Origin of the sequence: Mesorhizobium australicum, assembly GCF_900177325.1 — a bacterium.
Taxonomy (GTDB): Bacteria; Pseudomonadota; Alphaproteobacteria; order Rhizobiales; family Rhizobiaceae; genus Mesorhizobium_A; species Mesorhizobium_A australicum_A.
The window spans coordinates 5,262,055-5,283,077 of sequence record NZ_FXBL01000004.1 but is presented as its reverse complement, the minus strand read 5'-3'; the positions used below and the strand labels follow the sequence as shown (position 1 = coordinate 5,283,077).

Below are 21,023 nucleotides of genomic sequence, written 5' to 3'. Positions count from 1 at the left end.
CTCAGTGCTTGGCGTTCTCTGCAAAAGCCCTTCCGTTGCGAACGCGATAACTCAATGGCTGGACCCGCCAAGAACAAAGAAAACGGGAAGATCAATCACCCGCGTCGGCGGAGCCGTCGGGGAGGATCACACCGAAGTCCTGGGACTTCGCGCCAGCCTGTGCGGTCAGGAAACCCTCCGCCGCCAGCCCGCGCCGTAAAAGCTCGCGCACTGCCGCCGCGCGGCTGGGCATGCGCTTCTCGAACCTCCAGTCCTCGACGGCCCGAAGTTCTTCCGCGCTCAACATGATCTGCAGCCGTTCTGCTCTTTCGAGTTCCGACATATGCCACTCAGGACGCCGATTACAGAAAATGAGTAAGCGACTATATAGTCGCGTCATGTACATTCGCAATAGGCGGAACCTTATGGTGCGCCGGCGTTCTTTGCGGGGATTGAACCCTGTGGGGTAAAGCTGCTGACCAAGTCAGCTCATACTTTATCTAACTAATTGATATTCCTACTAAATTTTCAATTTCTATTTGCATTCCGCATGGCCGGGGAGTAGTCTTTTCTTTTGATGGAAATGCAGGAGACAGCGGATGTACCGGACATTGTCGCAACAGCTCAGGTTCGACGTGGTTTCCGCTGTCGAGCGCGCGGTCAGGCTGAACGGCGTGGTGAACGTGCCGGTGCTCGCCGAGGCGGTTCGGCTGCGCAACGAGCCGGAGAACGTCGCCCGCGAAGACATAGAAGGGCTCGTCGTGCAGCATGCGCAGGCGCTCGGCGCGGCCATGGTGTTCTCTTCGGAAGATTACCTGGATCACGGACAGACGCCTGTCGGCATGTTCGGGTAGCGTCAGGAGCGGGACTGCGACGCAAGCGCGGTCGCCTCGTCGAGAAGCGCCTTCACCAGCGGCGTATGTGGTTCGCGCGGCTGGACGACAAGGCCGACAGTATGGCTGGCATCCGGCTCCACAATGGGGATGGCGCGGATCGGCTCGGCGAAACCGAAGGTCTCGGCCAGGTTGAGCGGCATGATCGACGACCACTTTCCGGTGCGGATGTGGGAATACAGCACGATCATCGAATTGGATTCGAGCGAGGCACGCACGGACACGCCCGACTGGGCAAGGTGCTGGTCGATGATGCGCCGGTTCTGCATATCCGGGGTCAAAAGGCAGAGCGACAGTTCCGACACTTCCGCCCAGGTGACCGAGGAGCGTTCGGAATAGCGGTTTCCGGCGGCGGTGATGAGCTGGTAGCGCTCTGAATAGAGCGGCACCGACAGGACACGCCCGAGCGGCTCGTTGTCCAGATAGGTGATGCCGGCGTCGATGTCGAAATTGCCGAGCAGCGACAGGACCTCGATCGAGGTGCGAGACAGGATCGAGAACGAGATGCCGGGATGCTTCTCGCGCAGCGGCGTCGTGAGCTTCGCCACCATGGCGAGCGCCGTCGGGATCGCGGCGATGCGGATGCGGCCCGAGAGGCCGTGACGCGCCGCGCGCATCTCCTCCTTCATCGCCCGCGCATCGCCCGAGATGCGCCGCGCCCACGCCAGCACCTGCTCGCCTTCGGCCGTCAGCCCCTGGAAGCGCGAGCCGCGCTTGACCAGCATGACGCCCAGCTCTCCCTCAAGCTGCTTGATCGCGGCCGACAGCGTCGGCTGGGTCACGCCCAGATCCTCGGCCGCCTTGCCGAAATGCTGCGCGCGGGAGAGCGCGATGAAGGCTTCGAGCTTGTCGAGCATCGCCCATCCTCACCATGCACCCGCTGGGCACGTCAACCGCAGAACGCCGGCTTGCGCCGGCAAAGAGACCGCCCTATGTTCCACGCGCTCTAACGGGGTGCCGGGGCGGGAAACCGCGACCGGCTGAGAGGCGATAGCCAACCCGCTGAACCTGATCCGGCTAGCACCGGCGGAGGGATTAGAAGCGTTCGGCTCGCGGCGCATCTTCCCTTTCACTCGAATGAAGGAGGCGCCAGATGCGCACGACAATCCCGATACTGTTCGCAACGCTCGCTTTCGCCGTGCCTGCGCAGGCGCAGGACAAGCTCACCGTCTACACCTATGAGAGCTTCACCGCCGAATGGGGCCCTGGCCCGATCGTCGAGAAGGCGTTCGAGGCGGAATGCGGCTGCGATCTCGAATTCGTCTCGGTGGCCGACGGCGTGGCGCTGCTCAACCGCGTCAGGCTCGAAGGCGCCTCGGGCCGGGCGGATGTCGTGCTCGGTCTCGACACCAACCTCACCAAGGAGGCGGCGGACACCGGCCTGTTCGCGCCCCACGGCCTCTCGCCCGCCGACCTCACAGTGCCGGGCGGCTGGAGCGACGCGACCTTCCTTCCCTTCGACTACGGCTATTTCGCCGTCGTCTACGACAGCGAAGCGATCAAGTCCCCGCCGGCGAGCCTGAAGGACCTGGTCGAGGGCGACCCGCAGGAAAAGATTGTCATCGAGGACCCGCGCACCTCGACGCCGGGGCTCGGACTCGTGCTGTGGATGAAGTCGGTCTATGGCGACAAGGCCGGCGAAGCCTGGGCGAAGCTCAAGGGCCGTGTGCTCACCGTCACGCCCGGCTGGAGCGAGGCCTATGGCCTGTTCACCAAAGGCGAGGCGCCGATGGTGCTGTCCTACACCACCTCGCCCGCCTATCATGTGATCGCGGAGAGCAGCGAGCGCTACAAGGCGGCCGCCTTCAGCGAGGGGCACTACATGCAGATTGAGGTCGCCGGCATAACCAAGAAGGGTTCGGCGAACCCGCTTTCGGCGAAGTTCCTCGCCTTCATGACCGGACCTCAGTTCCAGGACGCCATCCCGGAGACGAACTGGATGTTCCCGGCAGCCAAGACCTCCAAGCCGCTCAACCCTGCCTTCGAGGCACTTGTGAAGCCGGAAAAGTCGCTGCTGTTTTCGCCGGAAGAGGTCGCGGCCAACCGCAAGGCATGGGTGGAGGAGTGGACGGCGGCGATGAGCAGGTAGGAGGAGGCATTGCGCGCGATTCTTCCTTCTCCCCGTTCACGGGGAGAAGGTGGCCCGAAGGGTCGGATGAGGGGCTGCGGAACACGTCGACAGTTTTCGCCGCCCCTCATCTGCCTGCCGGCATCTTCTCCCCACGAACGGGGAGAAGAAGGCCTTCACGCATGACCCGTCCTGGCCTCGTCGCGCTCTCCTTCATCGCCCTCCTCATCGGCGGAGCCTTCGCCGGTCTCTTCGTCGAGGCGGCGCGGGACTGGTCGGGGGCGGTCGGCGCCTTCGACGGCGGCATGCTGCGCATTGCCTCCTTCACGCTCTGGCAGGCCGCGCTCTCCACTCTGCTCTCCGTCGCACCGGCGATCCTCGTCGCGCGGGCGCTCTCGCGGCATCCGGATTTTCCGGGGCGCGGCCTGCTGCTCAGGTTGTTCGCGGTGCCGCTCGGCCTGCCGGCGATCGTCGCGGCACTCGGCCTGCTTGCGCTCTACGGCCGCGCCGGCTTCGTCGCGGACCTCGCATCCGCCGTCGGCGCGGGGCGCTGGCCAGGGATCTACGGCCTGTCCGGCATCCTCATCGCGCATGTCTTCTTCAACCTGCCGCTGGCGACACGGCTGATGCTCGCGGCGCTGGAAACCGTCCCGCCGGACCAGTGGCGGTTGGCGAGCCAGCTCGGCATGCGCTCGGGCGCGGTGTTCCGTCTGATCGAGTGGCCGGCGCTTCGCGGGGCGATCCCCGGCGTCGCCGCGCTCGTCTTCATGCTCTGTGTCACCTCCTTCACGCTGGTGCTGACGCTTGGTGGTGGGCCGGCGGCGACAACGCTGGAGGTCGCGATCTACCAGTCGCTGCGCTTCGACTTCGAGCCTGCGCGGGCCGTCGCACTGACCGTTGTGCAGGTCGCGCTGACGGTCGCGGCGGTTCTCGTGCTCTCGCGCCTGGGCGCGGATGCGACGGGCGATGCGAACCTGCCGATCGCGGGCCGGCGGATGAGCAGCGCGGGCATCGCCGCGAGCATTCTCGACGGAGCGCTGATCGGTCTCGCGGCGCTGTTCGTGCTCGCCCCGATGGCGGCCATCGTGGCCGCCGGTCTGCAGGCGGACCTTGGCCGGCTGGCGACCGAGGCCGCGGTGCTGTCCGCGATGGGGCAGAGCCTCGCGCTTTCCCTCGGCTCGGCCGCGCTCAGCGTCGCGCTGTCGCTCTCGCTCGTCGTCACGCGCCGCCGGCTCGAAGCCGCGCGGCAGGACGGCCGGCGCTCGTTCCTCGAAACTCTCGCCGGAACCGGCTCGAGCCTGGTGCTGGTCGTGCCGCCGATCGTCATCGGCGCCGGCTGGTTCGTGCTGTTGCGCAACACCGGCGCCGTCTTCGCCGTCGCGCCGTTGATGGTGCTTGCCGTCAACGCGGTGATGGCGATGCCGTTTGCCACGCGGGCGATCCGCCCGGCGCATGACGCGGCTGCGCTGCGCAACGACCGGCTCTGCGCGCAGCTCGGCATCTCCGGCCTCGCCCGGGCGCGGCTGATCGACTGGCCGGAGCTGCGCCGGCCGCTGTTCACCGGCTTTGCCTTCGCGATGGCGCTGTCGCTCGGCGATCTCGGCGTCATCGCTTTGTTCGGCAGCGACGGCGTGCAGACGCTGCCTTATCTCCTCTATGCGCGCATGGGCAGCTACCGGACGGAGGACGCGGCGGGGCTTGCACTGCTGCTTGGATTGCTGTGCCTTGTCCTGATGTCGTTGGCGGACCGGCTCGGAAAGGATGCACGATGAGCCTCGGCCTGCCAGTGGTGCTGGAAGGGGTCCGCTTCGCTTATGGCGAGACGAGGATGTCCTTCGACCTCGCCATCGCCGCGGCCGAGATCGTCGCGATCATGGGGCCGAGCGGTTCCGGCAAGTCGACGCTGCTCAACCTCGTCGCCGGTTTCGAGACGCCGGCCGTCGGCCGCATACTGATCGGCGACCGGGACGTGTCAACCGATCCACCGTCGCAACGGCCGGTCTCGATGATCTTCCAGGAGAACAACCTGTTCGCCCATCTCGACCTGTTCGCCAATGTCGCGCTCGGCCGCAGCCCGACCCTGCGCCTCTCGTCCGATGACCGCTCGGCTGTCGGCGAGGCGCTGGCGCGCGTCGGCCTCGCCGGCAAGGAGGCGCGTCGTCCGCGCGAGCTGTCGGGCGGCGAGCGGCAGCGGGCGGCCCTCGCTCGCGCGCTCGTGCGCCGCCGACCCGTGCTTCTGATGGACGAGCCCTTCGCCTCGCTGGGCCCCGGCCTGCGGGCGGACATGGCGGCGCTCGTTGCCGAGCTCCATCGCGAGACCGGGATGACCATTCTTGTGGTGACGCACTCGCCTGGCGACGCGCTGGCGCTCGCGCCGCGCATGGTGTTCGTGGAGGCGGGACGCATCGCGGCAGACGGGCTGGCGGCGGACCTGCTTGGCGATGCCGGGCCGGAGACGGTCCGCGCCTATGTCGGGGAGCGGCGGCGATCACGATAGATTGCCCGCAATGCGACACATTTACCGGTTATGGCGGCAGTGTGGCATCGGCGTTCTTGTCACGGCGTGGCGGGGGCTCTAAATCGCGGTAACCGAGGCTTGCCGGACCGGGATCTAGACGCGCCCGACAGAGTTTCGAGGAACAAGCCTGCTCATAGGTTCCGACAGAATGAGTGCAGTTCTCCAGCGGATGGCGCCAAGCCAGGTCCGGGCTCGTGGCGCCATTGCCGCGACGGCCCTGTCCGTGCTGCTGTCAAGCTGCCAGCTGATCGACACGTCGATGACGTCGGACCTGAAGCCGTCGTCCAATCCGGTGACGGTCGACACGGTTGGCCGCAACGACAAGTTCGCCGAGATCGCCCGCCAGCAGCATCCGCGCATCCTCGCCACCTATGGCGGCGAATATTCGGACCCGAAGCTGGAACGCATGGTCGCCAAGGTGGTCGGCAACCTCACCGGTGTGTCCGACAATCCGAACCAGACCTACCGGATCACTATCCTGAACTCGCCGAACGTCAACGCGTTTGCGCTGCCAGGCGGCTATCTCTACATCACGCGCGGCCTGCTCGCGCTCGCCAACGATTCGGCCGAGGTCGCGGCGGTGATCGCGCACGAAATGGGGCACGTCACCGCCAATCACGGCGTGCAGCGCCAGCAGCGCGAGGCCGACGAGGTGCTTGCGGCCCGTGTCGTGAGCGACGTGCTCGAAGGCGATGCGGCGGCTAAGGCGGCGCTGCTGCGCGGCAAGCTCAGCCTCGCCCAGTTCTCGCGCAACCAGGAGCTGGAGGCCGACGCGATCGGCATCCGCGCCAGCGGCCGCGCCGGCTACGACCCGTTCGCCGCGGCGCGATTCCTGCAGTCCATGGCTTCCTACGCCGACTTCCGAAGCGTGAGCGGAGCGACGGACGCCAGCCTCGACTTCCTTGCCAGCCATCCGGCGGCACCCCAGCGCATCGAACTCGCACTCGGCCATGCTCGCGCCTTCGGGGCGCCGGGAGTGGGAACGCGCGACCGCGACTGGCTGCTCGCCGGCATCGACGGCATGATGTTCGGGGACACGCCGCAGGAGGGGTTCGTGCGCGGCCGCACCTTCCTGCATCCCGGCCTCGGCGTCACGTTCACCGTGCCTGAAGGCTTCATCATCGATAATTCGGCCGCCGCGGTCACCGCCGCCGGGCCGGGCGACGTCGCCGTGCGCTTCGACGGGGTGAAGGTCGCGCAGTCGATGCCGCTGGAGGAATATCTGCGTTCAGGCTGGATCGCGGGCCTTGATCCCAGTTCGATCGCGGGCACCACGATCGCGGGGAACGAGGCCGCGACCGCCAAGGCGCGCGCCGACGGCTGGCAGTTCGACATCACGGTGGTCCGCGCCAGCGGTCAGGTGTACCGCCTGCTCACCGCAGCTCCCCTGACCAGTACCTCATTGGAGAGCGTGGCAAAGTCCGTGTCGGGCAGCTTCCGCGTGCTGTCGGCCTCCGAGCGGGCCGCTCTCAAGCCACTGCGCATTCGGGTCCGCACAGTGAAGTCGGGAGAGACCGTGCAGTCGCTCGCCAACCTGATGCAGGGCGTGGATCGCAAGGTGGAGCTGTTCCGCCTGATCAACGCTCTGCCGGCAGGGGCAACCTTGTCGGCCGGCGACAAGGTCAAGATCATCACCGATCAGTAGGACCGTCAGGCCGCGGCGAACTCCGGGTTTTGCTCCAGCAGGGCCGCCTTCAGTTTCTCCATGGCGCGGGTTTCGATCTGACGCACGCGTTCCTTCGAGATGCCGAGCTTCTCTCCCAGCAGTTCGAGTGTCGCGCCCTCGTCTTGCAGTCGCCGTTCCCGGATGATGCGCAGCTCCCGCTCGTTCAGCACCCGCAGTGCCGCCTTGAGCCAGCCGACGCGGCGCTGCTCGTCGATCGCGTCGCCGACGATCTCGTCAGGCAGCGGATCGTCCGACACGAGGAAATTCATCCGTTCCGTCGAGCCGCTGCCCTCGTCCACCACAGGCGCGTTGAGCGAGCTGTCCGGCGCGGACAGGCGCGAATCCATCATTGCGACGTCGGCCTTCGTCACGCCAAGCGCAGCCGAGATCTCGCTGTAGATCGAATCGTTGGACAAGGTCTCCGACCCTTGGGCAAGACGGGCACGCAGCCGGCGCAGGTTGAAGAACAGGGCCTTCTGGGTGGAGCTTGTGCCACCGCGCACGATCGACCAGTTGCGCAGGATGTAATCCTGCATCGAGGCGCGAATCCACCACGAGGCATAGGTGGAGAAACGCACGTCGCGCTCGGGTTCGAAGCGCGCGGCCGCCTCCAGCAGGCCGATATGGCCTTCCTGAATCAGGTCGCCCAGCGGCAGGCCGAAGCCGCGCAGCTTCGACGCCATGGAGATGACAAGCCGCATGTGCGAGACGGTGATGCGATGGAGGGCGACCTGGTCGTGTTTTTCCTTCCAGCGCACCGCGAGCTCATGCTCCTCGTCGCGCTGCAGATAGGGCGCCGTCATGGCAGCTCGGACGAGACTTGAACGTGCCGGTGCTGTCTTCACGCGACCCTCCTTGTCTTGCCACATCGGCTTGCATTCGCCATTAGCTTGGCGAGCCCGGCCGGAAGGAATACGTAGCCGCTCCTCGGGAAGTTTCGCTTTCTTCCGCACCGACTTCGCAAACGCACAAAGACGGGATTCGTTCCTTGATACGCATCGACCGTGCCGACATCGCCTTCCAGTTGTTCGATCTGCTCGACGCGGATCGCCTGAGCGAGGCGACGAGATTCGCCGACTGGGACCGGAGCGGCATCGACAATGTGCTGGACACGGCCGAGCGCATCGCGATCGATCATTTCCTGCCGCATGCGGCGGCCGTGGACGAAAACGAGCCGAAATTCGTCGACGGCAAGGCGATCGTCGACCCGCGCGTCGGCGCCGCACTCGCCGTCTATCGCGAGGCGGGCTTCTTCGGCGCCGGCTTCGACCACGAATGGGGCGGCGCGCAGATGCCGGAAACGCTGCGCATCGCCTGTGCCTACATGTTCTCGGCCACCAATATCGGCACGGCCGGCTATCCTTTCCTGACGATCGGCGCAGCAAACCTCATCGCCAGCTTCGGCAGCGACGAGCAGAAGGCGCGCTATCTGGCGCCGATGGTGGAGGGTCGCTTCTTCGGCACGATGTGCCTGTCCGAGCCGCAGGCGGGCTCGTCGCTCTCCGACATCGCTACCAAGGCGGAGCCCGCGGGCGACGGCACCTATCGCATCAGCGGCCGCAAGATGTGGATCTCCGGCGGCGAGCAGGAGATGTCGGAGAACATCGTCCACATGGTGCTGGCGAAGATTCCGGGCGGACCCGCCGGGGTGAAGGGCATCTCGCTGTTCATCGTGCCGAAATACCGCGTCGGCGAGGACGGCGCGGTCGGGGCGCGCAACGGCGTGACGCTTGCGGGTCTCAATCACAAGATGGGCTATCGCGGCACCACCAACACGCTGCTCAATTTCGGTGAAGCGGGTGAATGCATCGGCCATCTGGTCGGCGAGCCGCATAAGGGGCTGGCCTACATGTTCCAGATGATGAACGAGGCGCGCATCGGCGTTGGGCTGGGCGCGACCGCACTGGCGTCGGCCGGCTACCAGGCCTCGCTCGCCTATGCGAAGGACCGGCCGCAGGGCCGCCATCCGGACGGCAAGGACGCGACCTCGAAGCAGGTGCCGATCGTCGAACACGCCGACATCCGCCGCCTGCTCCTGGCGCAAAAGAGCGCGGTGGAAGGAGCGTTCGCGCTGCTGCTTTACTGCGCGCGGCTGGTGGACGGCATCCGCATCGGAACGGACGAGGCGAAGATGCGCGACGATGAGCTGCTGCTCGATCTGCTCACGCCGGTCGCCAAGTCATGGCCGTCGGAATTCTGCCTGGAGGCCAACAAGCATGCGATCCAGGTGTTGGGCGGCTACGGCTACACGCGCGACTATCCGGTCGAGCGGCTCTACCGCGACAACCGGCTGAACCCGATCCACGAAGGCACGCACGGCATCCAGGGCATGGACATCCTCGGCCGCAAGGTGGTGCAGGCCAACGGGAGCGGGCTGGAGCTGCTGGCGGGGCGGATCGGCGAAACGGTCGCGGAGGCGTCGTCGGTGGCGGTGCTCTCGGCCCACGCCTCGGACCTGGCGAACCATCTTGCCGAGACCGTCAAGCTGACGCGTGTCCTTGCCGGCGAACTGGCGAAGGACCCGCGCAAGGCGCTCGCCAACGCGACGATCTATCTCGACATGTTCGGCCATGTCGTCATCGCCTGGATGTGGCTCAGACAGGCGCTGGTGGCGGCGCACAAGCTGGAGGCGGGCGAGGGCGACGCGAATTTCCTCCACGGCAAGCTCGCCGCCTGCCGCTACTTCTTCGCCTACGAACTGCCGAGGACGAAGGCGCAGAAGGAACTGCTGGCGAAGCTGGACGAGACGACGCTGGATATGCAGGCGGAGTGGTTCTGAGGACTTCCTTCTCCCCATTCGTGAGGAGAAGGTGCTCTAAGGCCGATTGAGGGCGCTCAATGCGCCGGCACGCCCTTGTAGGCGTCGGCGCCCCAGACCTCCTTCACGCGCTCGTCGCGGCCGCAGGCGAAGCGGTAGTATTTATATTTGGCGGCGCTCACCTTGTAGTAGTTCTGGTGGTAGTCCTCGGCCTCGGTGAACTCGCCGGCAGGCGCCACTTCGGTCGCCAGCTTGACGCCGAGCTGCGCTTCCGCGGCCGCCTTCGCCTTCCTGGCCGCCACGAGCTGGGCGTCGCCCACGGCATAGATCGCCGTGGTGTAGGCATGGCCTCGGTCGCAGAACTGGCCGCCCGCATCGGTCGGGTCGATCGTGCGCAGGAAGGTCGTCGCGAGTTGCTCGTAGCTGATCTTCGCCGGGTCGAACTCGACCCTCACCACCTCGCGATGGCCCTCGTGGTCATAATAGGTCGGGTTCTTCTTCGTGCCGCCGGAATAGCCGGAGATCGTTTCCGTCACGCCCGGCACATGGTCCATGTCGGACTCGACGCACCAGAAGCAGCCGCCGGCGAAGATGGCGGTCTCGGCGCCCGCCTGCGAGACGGCGAGCGGCTGGAACGCGACGGCTGTGGCGAGAGCGGCAGCGGCAAGGCGCATAGAAGGATCCTCCGATTGTGGAGGAACGTAGCAGCGGCTGGCGAAGTTTCAAATCAAGCCGCCGCGAGCAGCGGCGTGAACAGGTTCAGCCGTTACCGGACAGCCGCTCGACCAGACGCTTCAGTTCCGCGACCTCTTCCTCGAGTGCTGCGACGCGGGCCTCAAGGCCTGATGGCGTTGCCTGGAACTGGGCTGCGGGTGCCGTGCGCGCCAGCGCCTCCACCGGGCCGCACAGCAGGTGCGCGAAGCGGTCCTCGCGCTGGCCGGGGCCGCGCTCCACGAGCTGAACCAAGGGCGGACGGCGGCCGATGAGCAGGTCGAGATCGGCGACGAGGTCGTCCGCCGAACCGTAGCTCGCCATCCGTTCGCTGCGTGCGAGCAGCTCGTGCGTGGTCTGCGGCCCGCGCAACAGCATCAGGCCGATGAGCGAGGTCTGGCCGCGGGTGAGCGAGAAGCGACGCGACAGCTGCTCCTCGTAGCGCTCGACCCGCGAGCCGGAGACCTGCCGGACGAGGCCCTTTTCCTGCAGCGTCTTGAACGCGCGGTGGATGTCCGACGGCTCCAGCGCCATCACCGGCTCGCGCGCCGTCTTCTGGTTGGCGGCGGCCTGCGCGGCGTTGAGCGTCAGCGGATAGACGTCCGGCGTCAGCTCCTTCTTCTCGATGAGCGAGCCGAGAACGCGGGCTTCGACGGCGTTGAGGAGGACGAGGGAGGATGCGGAGCTTTCCATCGGCGTTACTTGGCAAAGACGGGCCGGCGGAACAAGGGGAAATGGCGCGGGAGCCGCGACCACTCGATTGCAGCGGGAGGCAACGCATGATCCACCTCGGCCATCTCCCTTCAACTCTGGGGGGGGGTCGCACATTTATCTTGATTATCAAGTATCTTTATCATAGAGGTAATTGGGCTATCAACCACTAAAAAAGTGACGTCATGACCCTTTCGCTTGCTCTCGTCGCCCTGAGTTTCGCGCTTGCAGCCGCAACAATCGGGGGCGGGATCTATGAATTCCTTGTGGTTGATCCAGCGTGGCCGCGGCGTCTGGACATCGTACAGCCGAGAAAGGGTGGCATCTCCCGCCGCCGTTTCTGGATCCCTGTGCACACCGCGTTCGAGTTGGTCCTGCTCGCGTCCATCTTCCTCTGGTGGGATGTAGCGCAGGCGCGGTCATGGCTACTCGTCGCATTGGTGAGCCATGTGATCATGCGCGCCTGGTCCTTCGCCGACTTCATTCCGAAGGCCATCGTTTTCGAGGCGGCAACGCCTTCGCCGGCCATACAGTCGGCCGCGCTGCGCTGGGTGCGCCGCAGCCGGCTGCGCTTGCTACTGGACCTGACAACGGCGGGTGCGGCGTTGGCGGCGCTGATTGAGGCAATTCGGTACTGATGGGGGCGAATATCTCCGACGACGGTAAGAAAGCCCGCCTCCTGGCAGAACTCGGCGCCGCCGTGCGTGCCATGAGTGCGCAGGGAGTGATGGTCAGCCAGGCAGTCGCAAGCCGCTTCGGACTCAACACCACCGATCTGGAGTGCCTCGATGCGCTGGTCATGAAGGGCGGCGAGGCGACGGTCGGTGAACTCGGTCAGGCGACGGGTCTAACCTCAGGGGCCACCACAACCCTGCTCGATAGGCTGACGAAGGCTGGATATGTCGAACGCGCCGCCGATCCGCACGACCGCCGAAAGGTGGGAGTCCGCATCCGGAAGGACGCCATCGCGCCGATCCAGGCGATTTACGCACCGCTGGCTTCCCAGATGGACGTTGTCTGGTCGCGCTACAGTGTCGAAGATCTGGCGATCATCCTCGACTTCATGACGCGAGCTACCGCGGTCACGGCTGCTTGGATGCAACAGTTGCACGCAGCATCCGAACCAGCAGGCACGCCAAGATCGAAACGCGGCCGGCCGGCTAAACCCGTCGCTCCACCATCATCTTCTTGATCTCTGCGATCGCCTTCGCGGGATTCAGGCCCTTGGGGCAGGCTTGGGCGCAGTTCATGATGGTGTGGCAGCGATAGAGGCGGAAGGGGTCTTCGAGGTTGTCGAGACGCTCGCCGGTGGCTTCGTCGCGGCTGTCGATCAGCCAGCGATAGGCCTGCAGCAGCACGGCCGGGCCAAGGTAGCGGTCGCCGTTCCACCAATAGCTCGGGCACGAGGTCTGGCAGCAGAAGCAGAGGATGCACTCGTAGAGCCCGTCGAGCTTCTGGCGGTCCTCATGGCTCTGCAGCCACTCCTTGGCCGGCTCGGGCGACACGGTCTGCAGCCAGGGCTCGATCGAGGTGAGCTGGGCGTAGGGAACGGTCAGGTCGGGCACGAGGTCCTTCACCACCGGCATATGCGGCAACGGGTAGACGCGCACCGCGCCCGAGATGTCGTCCATGCCCTTGGTGCAGGCGAGCGTGTTGGTGCCGTCGATGTTCATTGCGCAGGAGCCGCAGATGCCCTCGCGGCACGAGCGGCGCAGCGTCAGCGTCGGGTCGATCTTGTTCTTGATCCAGAGCAAGCCGTCCAGCACCATCGGTCCGCAGTCGTCGAGGTCGACATAATAGGTGTCGAGGCGCGGGTTCTGGTCGTCGTCCGGCGACCAGCGGTAGATGCGGTATTCGCGCAGGTTGGTCGCGCCTTCCGGCTTCGGCCAGGTCTTGCCGGTCTGGATCTTCGAGTTCCGGGGAAGGGTGAGTTCGACCATGATCTTTCCTTCCTCAGTAGACGCGCGCCTTGGGCGCGATCTTGGCGAGGCTGATGCCGCCTTCGTTCTCCGGCAGCATGGTGTCGACGTGGACCGGGCGGTAGCCGAGGGTGACCTTGCCGGTGTCGGTGTCGAGCCAGGACAGGGTGTGCTTGCGCCAGTTGACGTCGTCGCGCGAGGAGAAGTCCTCGCGGGCGTGCGCGCCGCGGCTTTCCTTGCGCGCCTCGGCGCCGACGACGGTGGTGATGGCGTTGGCCATCAGGTTCTCAAGCTCGAGCGTCTCGACCAGGTCGGAGTTCCAGATCATCGAGCGGTCGTGAACCTTGATGTCCTTGAGTTCGCCCCAGATCTCGGAGACGCGCTTGACGCCGTTCTCCAGCGATTCCTGCGTACGGAACACGGCCGCGTCCGCCTGCATCGCCTTCTGCATCTTCTCGCGTAGCTGCGCGGTCGGGGTGGAGCCGTTGGCGTTCCGCAGGCGATCGAAACGGTCCATGATCTTGTCGACCGCCGCCTCGTTGATGGTCGGGATCGCCGCCTCGCGGTCGACCACCTGGCCAGCCTTGATCGCCGCGGCGCGGCCGAAGACGACGAGGTCGATCAGCGAGTTGGAGCCGAGACGGTTGGCGCCGTGAACGGAGGCGCAACCGGCCTCGCCGACGGCCATCAGGCCGGGGAAGATGGCGTCCGGGTTCTCCGGCGTCGGGTTCAGCACCTCGCCGTAGTAGTTCGTCGGGATGCCGCCCATGTTGTAGTGGACAGTCGGCAGAACCGGGATCGGCTCCTTGGTCACGTCGACGCCGGCGAAGATCTTGGCGCTCTCGGAAATGCCGGGCAGGCGTTCGTGCAGCACGGCCGGGTCGAGATGGTCGAGGTGCAGGAAGATGTGGTCCTTGTTCTTGCCGACGCCGCGGCCCTCGCGGATCTCCAGCGTCATGCAGCGCGAGACGACGTCGCGCGAGGCGAGGTCCTTGGCCGACGGCGCGTAGCGCTCCATGAAGCGCTCGCCCTCGGAGTTGACCAGGTAGCCGCCCTCGCCGCGCGCGCCCTCGGTGATGAGGCAGCCGGCGCCGTAGATGCCAGTCGGGTGGAACTGAACGAATTCCATGTCCTGCAGGGGCAGGCCGGCGCGGGCGACCATGCCGCCGCCGTCGCCGGTGCAGGTGTGCGCCGAGGTGGCGGAGAAATAGGCGCGGCCGTAGCCGCCGGTGGCCAGCACCACCATCTTGGCAGCAAAGCGGTGGATTGTGCCGTCGTCGAGGTTCCAGGCGACCACGCCGGTGCAGCGGCCGTCCTCGATGATCAGGTCGAGCGCGAAATATTCGACGAAGAACTGGGCCGAGTGGCGCAGCGACTGGCCGTAGAGCGTGTGCAGGATGGCGTGGCCGGTGCGGTCGGCGGCGGCGCAGGTGCGCTGCACGGGTGGGCCGTCGCCGAAGTTCTGCATGTGGCCGCCGAACGGCCGCTGGTAGATCTTGCCTTCCTCGGTGCGGGAGAAGGGCACGCCGTAATGCTCGAGCTCGTAGACGGCGGCCGGCGCTTCGCGGGCGAGATATTCCATCGCGTCGACGTCGCCCAGCCAGTCGGAGCCCTTCACCGTGTCGTAGAGGTGCCACTGCCAGTGGTCGGGACCCATGTTGCGCAGCGAGGCGGCGATGCCGCCCTGCGCGGCAACGGTGTGGGAGCGGGTCGGAAAGACCTTGGTGATGCAGGCCGTCTTCAGGCCCTGCTCGGCCATGCCGAGCGTGGCGCGGAGGCCCGCGCCACCGGCGCCGACGACGACGACGTCGAACTTGTGGTCGACATAGGTGTAGGCCTTGCCGTTGGCCGTGGGTGAGGAAGCTGCCTTGGCCAAGGTACTAGACTCCGAATGCGATCTTCAGCAGCGAGAAGGCGCAGAGCGCACCGATCGCGAAGACGAAGAAGGTGTTGAGGATCAGAAGACCGTATTTCCAGAATTCGCTGTGCGCGTAGTCCAGGATGATCTCCTGCATGCCGAGCCACATATGGTAAAGGCCCGAGCCGATGGTGACGAGCAGCAGCAGGCAGACGAACGGGTTGGCCAGCGTTGCCCGCATCTGGACAAAGTCGGCGCCGATCATCGAGAAGAGAAGGCCGATCACGAAGAAGGTGAGCGGGATCAGCGCGATCGCCGTCAGGCGGACTGCCCAGAAATGACCGGTGCCCTCATGGGCCGCGCCCATGCCGCGCACGCGGCCGAGAGGGGTGCGCATGTCGGTGGAAGACTTGCTCATGCGCCGCTCCTCATCGCGAACACGACGATCCAGATGGCCAGCGTCAGCACGACCGACCCGATGGCGGTAGCAATGGCGAGCTTCGTCGCGGTGTGCTTTTCCATATAGGCGCCGGTGTCCCAGATGAGGTGGCGAACGCCACCGAGCAGATGGAACATCAGGGCCCAGCTGAAGCCGAACAGAACCAGTTGGCCGAACCAAGAGCCGACGATGCCGCTGACGAAGCTGTAGTAGTCCTCCGAACCCGCGGCCGCGGTGATCCACCAGGCCATGACCAGTGTGCCGACATAGAGCGCGCCGCCGGTGATGCGGTGCAGGATCGACATGACCATCGTCGGGATGGGCTTGTAGATGAACAGATGCGGCGACAGCGGGCGTGGCTTGTGTCGGGTGGCTGGTGCGGACATGGCTCCCCCGGGAGCGGCCGGCCTTACTCCGCGTGCGGCGTTTGGCTGGCCGAAATGCGACTTTTTCGTGCCTGCCTTCTAGTGCGGTTTTTGCACCGCGTCAAAGCCGGAAAGGCGTGCGGGGTGCGGTATTTAGTACCTGAAATTGACCGATAGGCTGTTCAATCGATTGAAGATTTCCGGCTTTTCGGCACCTGTCAGCGCTTGCAGGTCGCCGGAGCCGTCTTGGGGCGGAAGTACAGCGCTTCCGCGCCGTCGAAGACGAAGGCGTATTGATCCTTGACATAGCGGGTGTGCGAATCGGCCGGCGAGGCCGGAAGTTCCATCACCGAGCCGTCGGGAAGGCCCAGCGCCACCTGCGTGACGGTATTGTTCACCTCGAGACTCTCGCCATTGTCGCAGCGATAGGTCGCGCGGCCGGCATAAAAGGCGTTGTCGTCATAAGAAGCGGCCTCGGCCGATGTCGCGGCATCGCCTCCCGCGTCGGCCATGTCCGCAACGGCAGCTGTCGACGCGCCAGGCGCCAGAGAGGCGGTCGCGGGCGACAAGCCGTCCGACGCGCAGCCGGACAGCAGAGACGCCGCTGCCAGCCCTGCCGCAAAGAGAGCTCCGTGCGAGCCTTTTCGGAAGAATACCCCCATGACGATAGCTAGCCTCCTGCCGGGATCTTTTTCAAGCCGGCGCGATCCTCGTTAACCATGTTTCTTAATCCCTGCGTCGGCGGGAACGGGAAACGGTGACAACGATTAAGAAATGGTTAAGTCTCTGATCAAAGGGAGCGGTTGTCCCGCCCGGAAAGGACAGGCCATGCGTTCGAAACTCGCCATCCTACGCGCTCTGCCGCTCGCCGCCGGCCTGGCCGTCGCCGCCGTTCCGGCATTTGCCGGCGATCTCTATGGCGAACGCTACCATGCGGATTCGTTCGGAAACCTGATCGTCTACAGCCCTGCCGGATACAAGCGCATCATCGTCGGGCAGGGTCATGTACTGGCGGAGTATCAGGCGCAGGAAGGCGTCGCGGAGCCCGAGGCGTATTACGACGAGGGGGATCGCGGTTCCTACCGGAACTGCCGTACCGTGCCCGGCATGTTCAAGGGCCGCAGCTACATGTACGGCCTGCCGGACGGCGTGGTCCCGACGCCGGCGCGCCGCATCTGCGACTGAGCGATCCTATCTCTTGTCGCGGAACATCCGCCGGTTTTCCGCATGGTCGCCGTTGCCGTTCGGACGAATGACCGGCGGAGCGGTGCGGACGCAGTCACGGCCGGCGTTCTTGGCCTCGTAGAGAGCGATGTCCGCGCAACGAAGCAGTTGCTCGTAGGATTCACCGGCATGGCGCTGGGCCACCCCGAACGAGGCGGTGCAGGCTTCGATGTCGGCCAGGCCCTCGACCGCTGATTGCGAGAAGGCGACACGGGCGCCTTCGGCGATAAGGCGAGCGGTCGAAAGCTCCGTGCCGGAGAGCACGATGGCGAATTCCTCACCGCCGATGCGGCCGATGGCGTGCTCCTCGCCTGCCACCTCGCGCATCACGCCGGCGAAGGCCTGGATGACGCGGTCGCCGGCCTCGTGCCCGTATGTGTCGTTGACGTTCTTGAAATGGTCGATGTCGGCGAGGATGAGCGTCACCGGTCCGCCGGAACGATCGGCGGTGCGCAGGATCTCGTCCGCGCGGTCGACGAAGCCGCGCCGGTTGAGCAGACCGGACAGCGTGTCGGTCTCCGACTTCAGCGTCGCGTCCGACAGCATCTTGCCGACATAGACGGCGAGCGTCATCAGCGCGACGGCGATCGCTAGGATGATGCCGGTCGACTGCGAGATCAGCGCATAGACACTGTCCAGATATGAACCGGCCGTGCCGCCGGGTCCGCCGGCCTCGACCGCGACCAGCGGCTTCACCACGAAGTAGATCGAGCTCAGCCCCAGCGCCCCCACCAACCCCCTGTCGAGCGGGCCGAGCCTGCGCGCATGCAGCAGCACCCAGATCGAGACCGCCTGGATCGCCGCATAGGGCAGTTGCCAAAGCACATTGCGCAAGATCAATTCGCGCGGCAGGGTCTGCGTGTAGAGGTTCAGGAGGATCGAGGCGACCAGGAGGAGAGCGAGCATCCGCCACGGCGGCCGGACGTCGTATTTTCTGGCGATGCCGACACCGTAGGCAGCCAACGCGACGAGCAGGGCCGAATAGGACGCGGTCGCGACGGCGGTGGAGGCGGGGAAATGGGCGATGAGAAATTCCGACGCGTAATAGACGGCGCCAATCGCATAGGCGGCGCAGATCCAACGCGCAGACGCGAAGGCCTTGTCATAGTTGGCGATAACCAGGAACGTGATCGACAGCAGCGCCGCGACGCTGACATTGATCATCAAAATGAAGACAGCGCTGCTCATGAGATCCTTCGTATCGATCCCGTTCTAGCAGGCAGCGGGCGAACATCTGGTTAACCGCCGGATGGAACCGCAATGAGGGGTGGAGCTTTCCGCCTACAGTCAGGAGAAGAAAAAGCATGACCGACACCGTCACCCTTACCGACCATGAGGCAATCCGCGACTGGGCCGCCGCCCGCGCCGGCGTGCCGGCGATCGTGGACGTCTCGCCGGCAGGCGGCACGCAGCCGATGCTCACGCTCGTCTTTGGCCAGATCGCCTACCAGGACACCGACCAGGCGGAACGGGCGCAGAGTTCAGGCGGCCGCGAGCTGGTCGAATGGAGCGACTGGTTCGAGGTCTTCGACCGCGAGGAGCTCGCGCTGGTGGTGGCCAAGGACCGGCCGGGCGTGCGCGATTCCTGGCACGAGATCGTGCGGCGTTAGGGTCGAAAGGAAAGAGGCCCGGACATGCCGGGCCTCTCTATTATCTTGTCAGTGCGCTGAACGCCGTCAGCTCCAGTCGCGGATGTCGACGAAGTGGCCGGCGATCGCGGCGGCACCCGCCATGGCGGGCGAGACGAGGTGCGTGCGGCCCTTGAAGCCCTGGCGGCCTTCGAAGTTGCGGTTCGAGGTCGAGGCGCAGCGCTCATGCGGGGCAAGGCGGTCGTCGTTCATGGCGAGGCACATCGAGCAGCCGGGCTCGCGCCAGTCGAATCCCGCCTCGATGAAGATCCTGTCGAGGCCTTCGGCTTCCGCCTGGGCCTTCACCAGGCCGGAACCCGGGACGATCATCGCATTGACCTTCGGGTTGACCTTCTTGCCCTCGACGACGGCCGCGACCTGACGAAGGTCCTCGATGCGGCCGTTGGTGCAGGAACCGATGAAGACGCGGTCGATCGTGACGTCCGTCATCTTCGTGCCTGGGGTCAGGCCCATATATTCCAGCGCGCGATATTTCGAGGCGCGCTTGTTCTCGTCCTCGATCTTTGCCGGGTCCGGCACCTCGCCTGTTACCGAGACGACGTCCTCGGGCGAGGAGCCCCAGGTGACGATCGGCGGCAGCTTGGCGGCGTCGAGCCTGACGACGCGGTCGAAATGCGCGCCCTCGTCGGTCTTCAGCGTCTTCCAGTAATCGAGCGCCATATCCCACGCCGCGCCCTTGGGCGCGCGGGGCTTGTCCTTCACATAGGCGAAGGTGGTCTCGTCTGGCGCGATCAGGCCGGCGCGAGCACCGCCCTCGATCGACATGTTGCAGATCGTCATGCGGCCTTCCATCGACAGCGAACGGATCGCCTCGCCGGCATATTCGATGACGTAGCCGGTGCCGCCGGCCGTGCCGATCTCGCCGATGATGGCGAGGATGATGTCCTTGGCGCCGACGCCAGGCGGGAGCTGGCCGTCGACCTGGACCAGCATGTTCTTCGCCTTGCGCTGGATCAGCGTCTGGGTGGCGAGCACGTGCTCGACCTCCGAGGTGCCGATGCCGTGGGCCAGCGCGCCGAAGGCGCCGTGGGTCGAGGTGTGGCTGTCGCCGCAGACGATGGTCATGCCGGGCAGGGTGAAGCCCTGCTCGGGACCGATGATGTGGACGATGCCCTGGCGGCGGTCCTTCTCGGAATAGTATTCCACGCCGAAGTCGGCGGCATTCTTCGCCAGCGCCTCGACCTGGATGCGGCTTTCCTCGTTCTTGATGCCGTTCACGCGGTCCTTGGAGGTCGGCACGTTGTGGTCGACGACGGCGAGCGTCTTCTCCGGATGGCGGACCGTGCGGCCGGTCATGCGCAGGCCTTCGAAGGCCTGCGGGCTGGTGACCTCGTGGACGAGGTGGCGGTCGATGTAGAGCAGGCAGGTGCCGTCGTCCTGCCGGTCGACGACGTGGTCGTCGAAGATCTTGTCGTAGAGAGTGCGCGGTGCGCTCATGGCTTTTATCCGTGGCTGGAGCTTGGAATGCGGTGAGGGGCGGCTGTGCCGCGGCCGGTCACCGAAGTCGGCAGGTCATCGCGCCGGAAATGGCCGAATAGAAGCGCGCCGGCAGGCGCTTGCGGTCCTGCAGCGTGAACTGTCTGTAGCTCGGATTTCCGAACAGGCATTCCATGCGCCGGCTCATACCACCGCGCGGAGAATTGGGCAATTCACAGCTTCGCGTCAGCGGACTGTTTCGTCATGGGCCGGATCGTCCCTCTTTTGCTCTTTCTTCCGTGCCGAAGGACGTTTGATCGGATCGCTTCCCCCGTCGATGTCGAGCTTCATCTCCAGCGCCTGCATCAGGCCCAAGACGACCAGGGCGATGATCGTCGCCAGCAGGGCGATCTGCCAGAAGCCCAGGCCGCAGGCGACGCCGATCGCGCCGGCGAGCCACATGCCTGCGCCGGTTGTCAGCCCGTGCACCTCGCCCCTGGTGAAGATGACCACGCCAGCGGCGAGGAAGGCGACGCCGGCCGTCACCGCCTCGACCACGCGGATGGGGTCGACCTTCACCGCGTCCTTGATCATGTCGGTGGTGAACATGGGTGCGTGCACGATCTCCGTGGTGAGGATCGCGAAGGTGGCGGCGGCCACGCAGACGAGGATGTGGGTGCGCAGCCCGGCGGGTCGCGCGCGCCATTCGCGCTCGAAGCCGATCGCGGCGCCGAACACGGCGGCGAGCAGAAGCCGGGCGATGACGACCGGAAACGACGTGTAGGTAGAGTGGCCGAACTCGTCGATCAGGCTTTCCATGCAGTGGTCTCCGGTGTGGAGCGTGAATGC

General features: G+C 65.8%; 23 protein-coding genes and 1 riboswitch. Of the genes, 10 read left to right on the top strand and 13 right to left on the bottom strand.

The features are described from left to right. Positions 1-91: 91 nt before the first annotated feature. Positions 92-322 (bottom strand): hypothetical protein, encoded by a 231-nt coding sequence (locus B9Z03_RS28480; RefSeq protein WP_085467338.1) that lies wholly within the window; start codon positions 320-322, stop codon positions 92-94. A gap of 256 nt (positions 323-578) precedes the next feature. Between B9Z03_RS28480 and B9Z03_RS29980 the strand changes: the two genes are divergently transcribed. Next, a complete protein-coding gene (locus tag B9Z03_RS29980) occupies positions 579-833 on the top strand; it encodes a hypothetical protein (protein WP_085467337.1) in 255 nt (84 codons plus the stop codon). A gap of 2 nt (positions 834-835) precedes the next feature. Here B9Z03_RS29980 and B9Z03_RS28470 read toward each other — a convergent pair whose 3' ends face one another. Then, positions 836-1,729: a LysR family transcriptional regulator gene (locus B9Z03_RS28470; RefSeq protein ID WP_085467336.1), complete on the bottom strand. Its 894-nt coding sequence runs from the start codon at positions 1,727-1,729 to the stop codon at positions 836-838. 83 nt (positions 1,730-1,812) lie between these two features. After that, positions 1,813-1,924, top strand: a riboswitch (TPP riboswitch). A gap of 41 nt (positions 1,925-1,965) precedes the next feature. Between B9Z03_RS28470 and thiB the strand changes: the two genes are divergently transcribed. The 4 genes from thiB to B9Z03_RS28450 all read left to right on the top strand — a co-directional run bounded on the left by thiB (position 1,966) and on the right by B9Z03_RS28450 (position 7,103). Then, positions 1,966-2,961: a thiamine ABC transporter substrate binding subunit gene (thiB, locus tag B9Z03_RS28465; protein ID WP_085467335.1), complete on the top strand. Its 996-nt coding sequence runs from the start codon at positions 1,966-1,968 to the stop codon at positions 2,959-2,961. A 161-nt stretch (positions 2,962-3,122) separates the two neighbouring features. Next, on the top strand, positions 3,123-4,712 hold the full coding sequence (thiP, locus tag B9Z03_RS28460) for a thiamine/thiamine pyrophosphate ABC transporter permease (RefSeq protein ID WP_085467334.1): 1,590 nt from the start codon (positions 3,123-3,125) through the stop codon (positions 4,710-4,712). Next, on the top strand, positions 4,709-5,437 hold the full coding sequence (thiQ, locus tag B9Z03_RS28455) for a thiamine ABC transporter ATP-binding protein (RefSeq protein WP_085467333.1): 729 nt from the start codon (positions 4,709-4,711) through the stop codon (positions 5,435-5,437). The genes thiP and thiQ overlap by 4 nt, the downstream gene beginning before the upstream one ends. Positions 5,438-5,627: 190 nt before the next feature. Beyond that, a complete protein-coding gene (locus tag B9Z03_RS28450) occupies positions 5,628-7,103 on the top strand; it encodes a M48 family metalloprotease (RefSeq protein ID WP_432417048.1) in 1,476 nt (491 codons plus the stop codon). Positions 7,104-7,108: 5 nt separating this feature from the next. Here the strand turns inward: B9Z03_RS28450 and B9Z03_RS28445 are convergent, their stop codons facing one another. After that, entirely contained in the window at positions 7,109-7,993 is an 885-nt protein-coding gene (locus B9Z03_RS28445) for an RNA polymerase factor sigma-32 (protein WP_085467331.1), read from the bottom strand. A gap of 119 nt (positions 7,994-8,112) precedes the next feature. Here B9Z03_RS28445 and B9Z03_RS28440 point away from each other — a divergent pair, with 119 nt between their 5' ends. Continuing rightward, entirely contained in the window at positions 8,113-9,903 is a 1,791-nt protein-coding gene (locus B9Z03_RS28440; RefSeq protein ID WP_210191401.1) for an acyl-CoA dehydrogenase, read from the top strand. A 56-nt stretch (positions 9,904-9,959) separates the two neighbouring features. Here B9Z03_RS28440 and msrA read toward each other — a convergent pair whose 3' ends face one another. Together msrA and B9Z03_RS28430 are read right to left on the bottom strand one after the other, a co-directional pair. Next, positions 9,960-10,556: a peptide-methionine (S)-S-oxide reductase MsrA gene (gene msrA, locus B9Z03_RS28435; RefSeq protein WP_085467329.1), complete on the bottom strand. Its 597-nt coding sequence runs from the start codon at positions 10,554-10,556 to the stop codon at positions 9,960-9,962. A gap of 85 nt (positions 10,557-10,641) precedes the next feature. Then, positions 10,642-11,286: a DUF480 domain-containing protein gene (locus B9Z03_RS28430; protein ID WP_085467328.1), complete on the bottom strand. Its 645-nt coding sequence runs from the start codon at positions 11,284-11,286 to the stop codon at positions 10,642-10,644. Between the two features lie 203 nt (positions 11,287-11,489). On the opposite strand from B9Z03_RS28430, the gene B9Z03_RS28425 reads away from it, so the two are divergent. Both B9Z03_RS28425 and B9Z03_RS28420 read left to right on the top strand, forming a co-directional pair. Continuing rightward, on the top strand, positions 11,490-11,942 hold the full coding sequence (locus tag B9Z03_RS28425; protein ID WP_085467327.1) for a hypothetical protein: 453 nt from the start codon (positions 11,490-11,492) through the stop codon (positions 11,940-11,942). Beyond that, a complete protein-coding gene (locus B9Z03_RS28420) occupies positions 11,942-12,496 on the top strand; it encodes a MarR family winged helix-turn-helix transcriptional regulator (protein ID WP_085467326.1) in 555 nt (184 codons plus the stop codon). Before B9Z03_RS28425 ends, B9Z03_RS28420 begins: the two co-directional genes overlap by 1 nt. On the opposite strand, the gene B9Z03_RS28415 is transcribed toward B9Z03_RS28420, so the two are convergent. The 5 genes from B9Z03_RS28415 to B9Z03_RS28395 form a co-directional block, all read right to left on the bottom strand. Further along, positions 12,465-13,244 (bottom strand): succinate dehydrogenase iron-sulfur subunit, encoded by a 780-nt coding sequence (locus B9Z03_RS28415; RefSeq protein WP_085467325.1) that lies wholly within the window; start codon positions 13,242-13,244, stop codon positions 12,465-12,467. The two genes, B9Z03_RS28420 and B9Z03_RS28415, sit on opposite strands and share 32 nt — an antisense overlap. Before the next feature lie 13 nt (positions 13,245-13,257). Then, complete coding sequence (sdhA, locus tag B9Z03_RS28410; protein WP_085467324.1) at positions 13,258-15,099, bottom strand: succinate dehydrogenase flavoprotein subunit; 1,842 nt, start codon at positions 15,097-15,099, stop codon at positions 13,258-13,260. 4 nt (positions 15,100-15,103) lie between these two features. Beyond that, positions 15,104-15,499, bottom strand: coding sequence for a succinate dehydrogenase, hydrophobic membrane anchor protein (gene sdhD, locus B9Z03_RS28405; protein WP_085467323.1), 396 nt, complete (start codon positions 15,497-15,499; stop codon positions 15,104-15,106). Then, complete coding sequence (gene sdhC / locus B9Z03_RS28400; protein WP_085467322.1) at positions 15,496-15,906, bottom strand: succinate dehydrogenase, cytochrome b556 subunit; 411 nt, start codon at positions 15,904-15,906, stop codon at positions 15,496-15,498. The genes sdhD and sdhC overlap by 4 nt, the downstream gene beginning before the upstream one ends. A 197-nt stretch (positions 15,907-16,103) precedes the next feature. Continuing rightward, on the bottom strand, positions 16,104-16,397 hold the full coding sequence (locus tag B9Z03_RS28395) for an MliC family protein (protein ID WP_139832421.1): 294 nt from the start codon (positions 16,395-16,397) through the stop codon (positions 16,104-16,106). 316 nt (positions 16,398-16,713) lie between these two features. Between B9Z03_RS28395 and B9Z03_RS28390 the strand changes: the two genes are divergently transcribed. Next, positions 16,714-17,070 carry a hypothetical protein gene (locus B9Z03_RS28390; protein ID WP_085467320.1) on the top strand — a complete coding sequence of 119 codons (357 nt, stop codon included), beginning with the start codon at positions 16,714-16,716 and terminating at the stop codon, positions 17,068-17,070. A 6-nt stretch (positions 17,071-17,076) separates the two neighbouring features. Here B9Z03_RS28390 and B9Z03_RS28385 read toward each other — a convergent pair whose 3' ends face one another. Then, positions 17,077-18,297, bottom strand: a complete 1,221-nt coding sequence (locus tag B9Z03_RS28385) for a GGDEF domain-containing protein (protein ID WP_085467319.1) — start codon at positions 18,295-18,297, stop codon at positions 17,077-17,079. A 116-nt stretch (positions 18,298-18,413) separates the two neighbouring features. Here B9Z03_RS28385 and B9Z03_RS28380 point away from each other — a divergent pair, with 116 nt between their 5' ends. Continuing rightward, positions 18,414-18,719, top strand: a complete 306-nt coding sequence (locus tag B9Z03_RS28380) for a hypothetical protein (protein ID WP_085467318.1) — start codon at positions 18,414-18,416, stop codon at positions 18,717-18,719. A 66-nt stretch (positions 18,720-18,785) separates the two neighbouring features. On the opposite strand, the gene leuC is transcribed toward B9Z03_RS28380, so the two are convergent. Together leuC and B9Z03_RS28370 are read right to left on the bottom strand one after the other, a co-directional pair. Further along, on the bottom strand, positions 18,786-20,195 hold the full coding sequence (gene leuC, locus B9Z03_RS28375) for a 3-isopropylmalate dehydratase large subunit (RefSeq protein ID WP_085467317.1): 1,410 nt from the start codon (positions 20,193-20,195) through the stop codon (positions 18,786-18,788). Between the two features lie 225 nt (positions 20,196-20,420). Next, complete coding sequence (locus B9Z03_RS28370) at positions 20,421-20,993, bottom strand: MgtC/SapB family protein (protein WP_085467316.1); 573 nt, start codon at positions 20,991-20,993, stop codon at positions 20,421-20,423. Positions 20,994-21,023: the final 30 nt, after the last annotated feature.

Coding starts and splice junctions, on each gene's coding strand:
- B9Z03_RS28425 (WP_085467327.1), top strand. CDS start 11,490: ATGACCCTTTCGCTTGCTCTCGTCGCCCTGAGTTTCGCGCTTGCAGCC.
- msrA (WP_085467329.1), bottom strand. CDS start 10,556: ATGCGCCTTGCCGCTGCCGCTCTCGCCACAGCCGTCGCGTTCCAGCCG.
- B9Z03_RS28480 (WP_085467338.1), bottom strand. CDS start 322: ATGTCGGAACTCGAAAGAGCAGAACGGCTGCAGATCATGTTGAGCGCG.
- thiB (WP_085467335.1), top strand. CDS start 1,966: ATGCGCACGACAATCCCGATACTGTTCGCAACGCTCGCTTTCGCCGTG.
- B9Z03_RS28385 (WP_085467319.1), bottom strand. CDS start 18,297: ATGAGCAGCGCTGTCTTCATTTTGATGATCAATGTCAGCGTCGCGGCG.
- B9Z03_RS28370 (WP_085467316.1), bottom strand. CDS start 20,993: ATGGAAAGCCTGATCGACGAGTTCGGCCACTCTACCTACACGTCGTTT.
- B9Z03_RS28380 (WP_085467318.1), top strand. CDS start 18,414: ATGACCGACACCGTCACCCTTACCGACCATGAGGCAATCCGCGACTGG.
- B9Z03_RS28470 (WP_085467336.1), bottom strand. CDS start 1,729: ATGCTCGACAAGCTCGAAGCCTTCATCGCGCTCTCCCGCGCGCAGCAT.
- sdhD (WP_085467323.1), bottom strand. CDS start 15,499: ATGAGCAAGTCTTCCACCGACATGCGCACCCCTCTCGGCCGCGTGCGC.
- B9Z03_RS28390 (WP_085467320.1), top strand. CDS start 16,714: ATGCGTTCGAAACTCGCCATCCTACGCGCTCTGCCGCTCGCCGCCGGC.
- B9Z03_RS28420 (WP_085467326.1), top strand. CDS start 11,942: ATGGGGGCGAATATCTCCGACGACGGTAAGAAAGCCCGCCTCCTGGCA.
- thiQ (WP_085467333.1), top strand. CDS start 4,709: ATGAGCCTCGGCCTGCCAGTGGTGCTGGAAGGGGTCCGCTTCGCTTAT.
- B9Z03_RS28415 (WP_085467325.1), bottom strand. CDS start 13,244: ATGGTCGAACTCACCCTTCCCCGGAACTCGAAGATCCAGACCGGCAAG.
- thiP (WP_085467334.1), top strand. CDS start 3,123: ATGACCCGTCCTGGCCTCGTCGCGCTCTCCTTCATCGCCCTCCTCATC.
- B9Z03_RS28445 (WP_085467331.1), bottom strand. CDS start 7,993: ATGTGGCAAGACAAGGAGGGTCGCGTGAAGACAGCACCGGCACGTTCA.
- sdhC (WP_085467322.1), bottom strand. CDS start 15,906: ATGTCCGCACCAGCCACCCGACACAAGCCACGCCCGCTGTCGCCGCAT.
- leuC (WP_085467317.1), bottom strand. CDS start 20,195: ATGAGCGCACCGCGCACTCTCTACGACAAGATCTTCGACGACCACGTC.
- B9Z03_RS28430 (WP_085467328.1), bottom strand. CDS start 11,286: ATGGAAAGCTCCGCATCCTCCCTCGTCCTCCTCAACGCCGTCGAAGCC.
- B9Z03_RS29980 (WP_085467337.1), top strand. CDS start 579: ATGTACCGGACATTGTCGCAACAGCTCAGGTTCGACGTGGTTTCCGCT.
- B9Z03_RS28395 (WP_139832421.1), bottom strand. CDS start 16,397: ATGGCCGACGCGGGAGGCGATGCCGCGACATCGGCCGAGGCCGCTTCT.
- B9Z03_RS28450 (WP_432417048.1), top strand. CDS start 5,628: ATGGCGCCAAGCCAGGTCCGGGCTCGTGGCGCCATTGCCGCGACGGCC.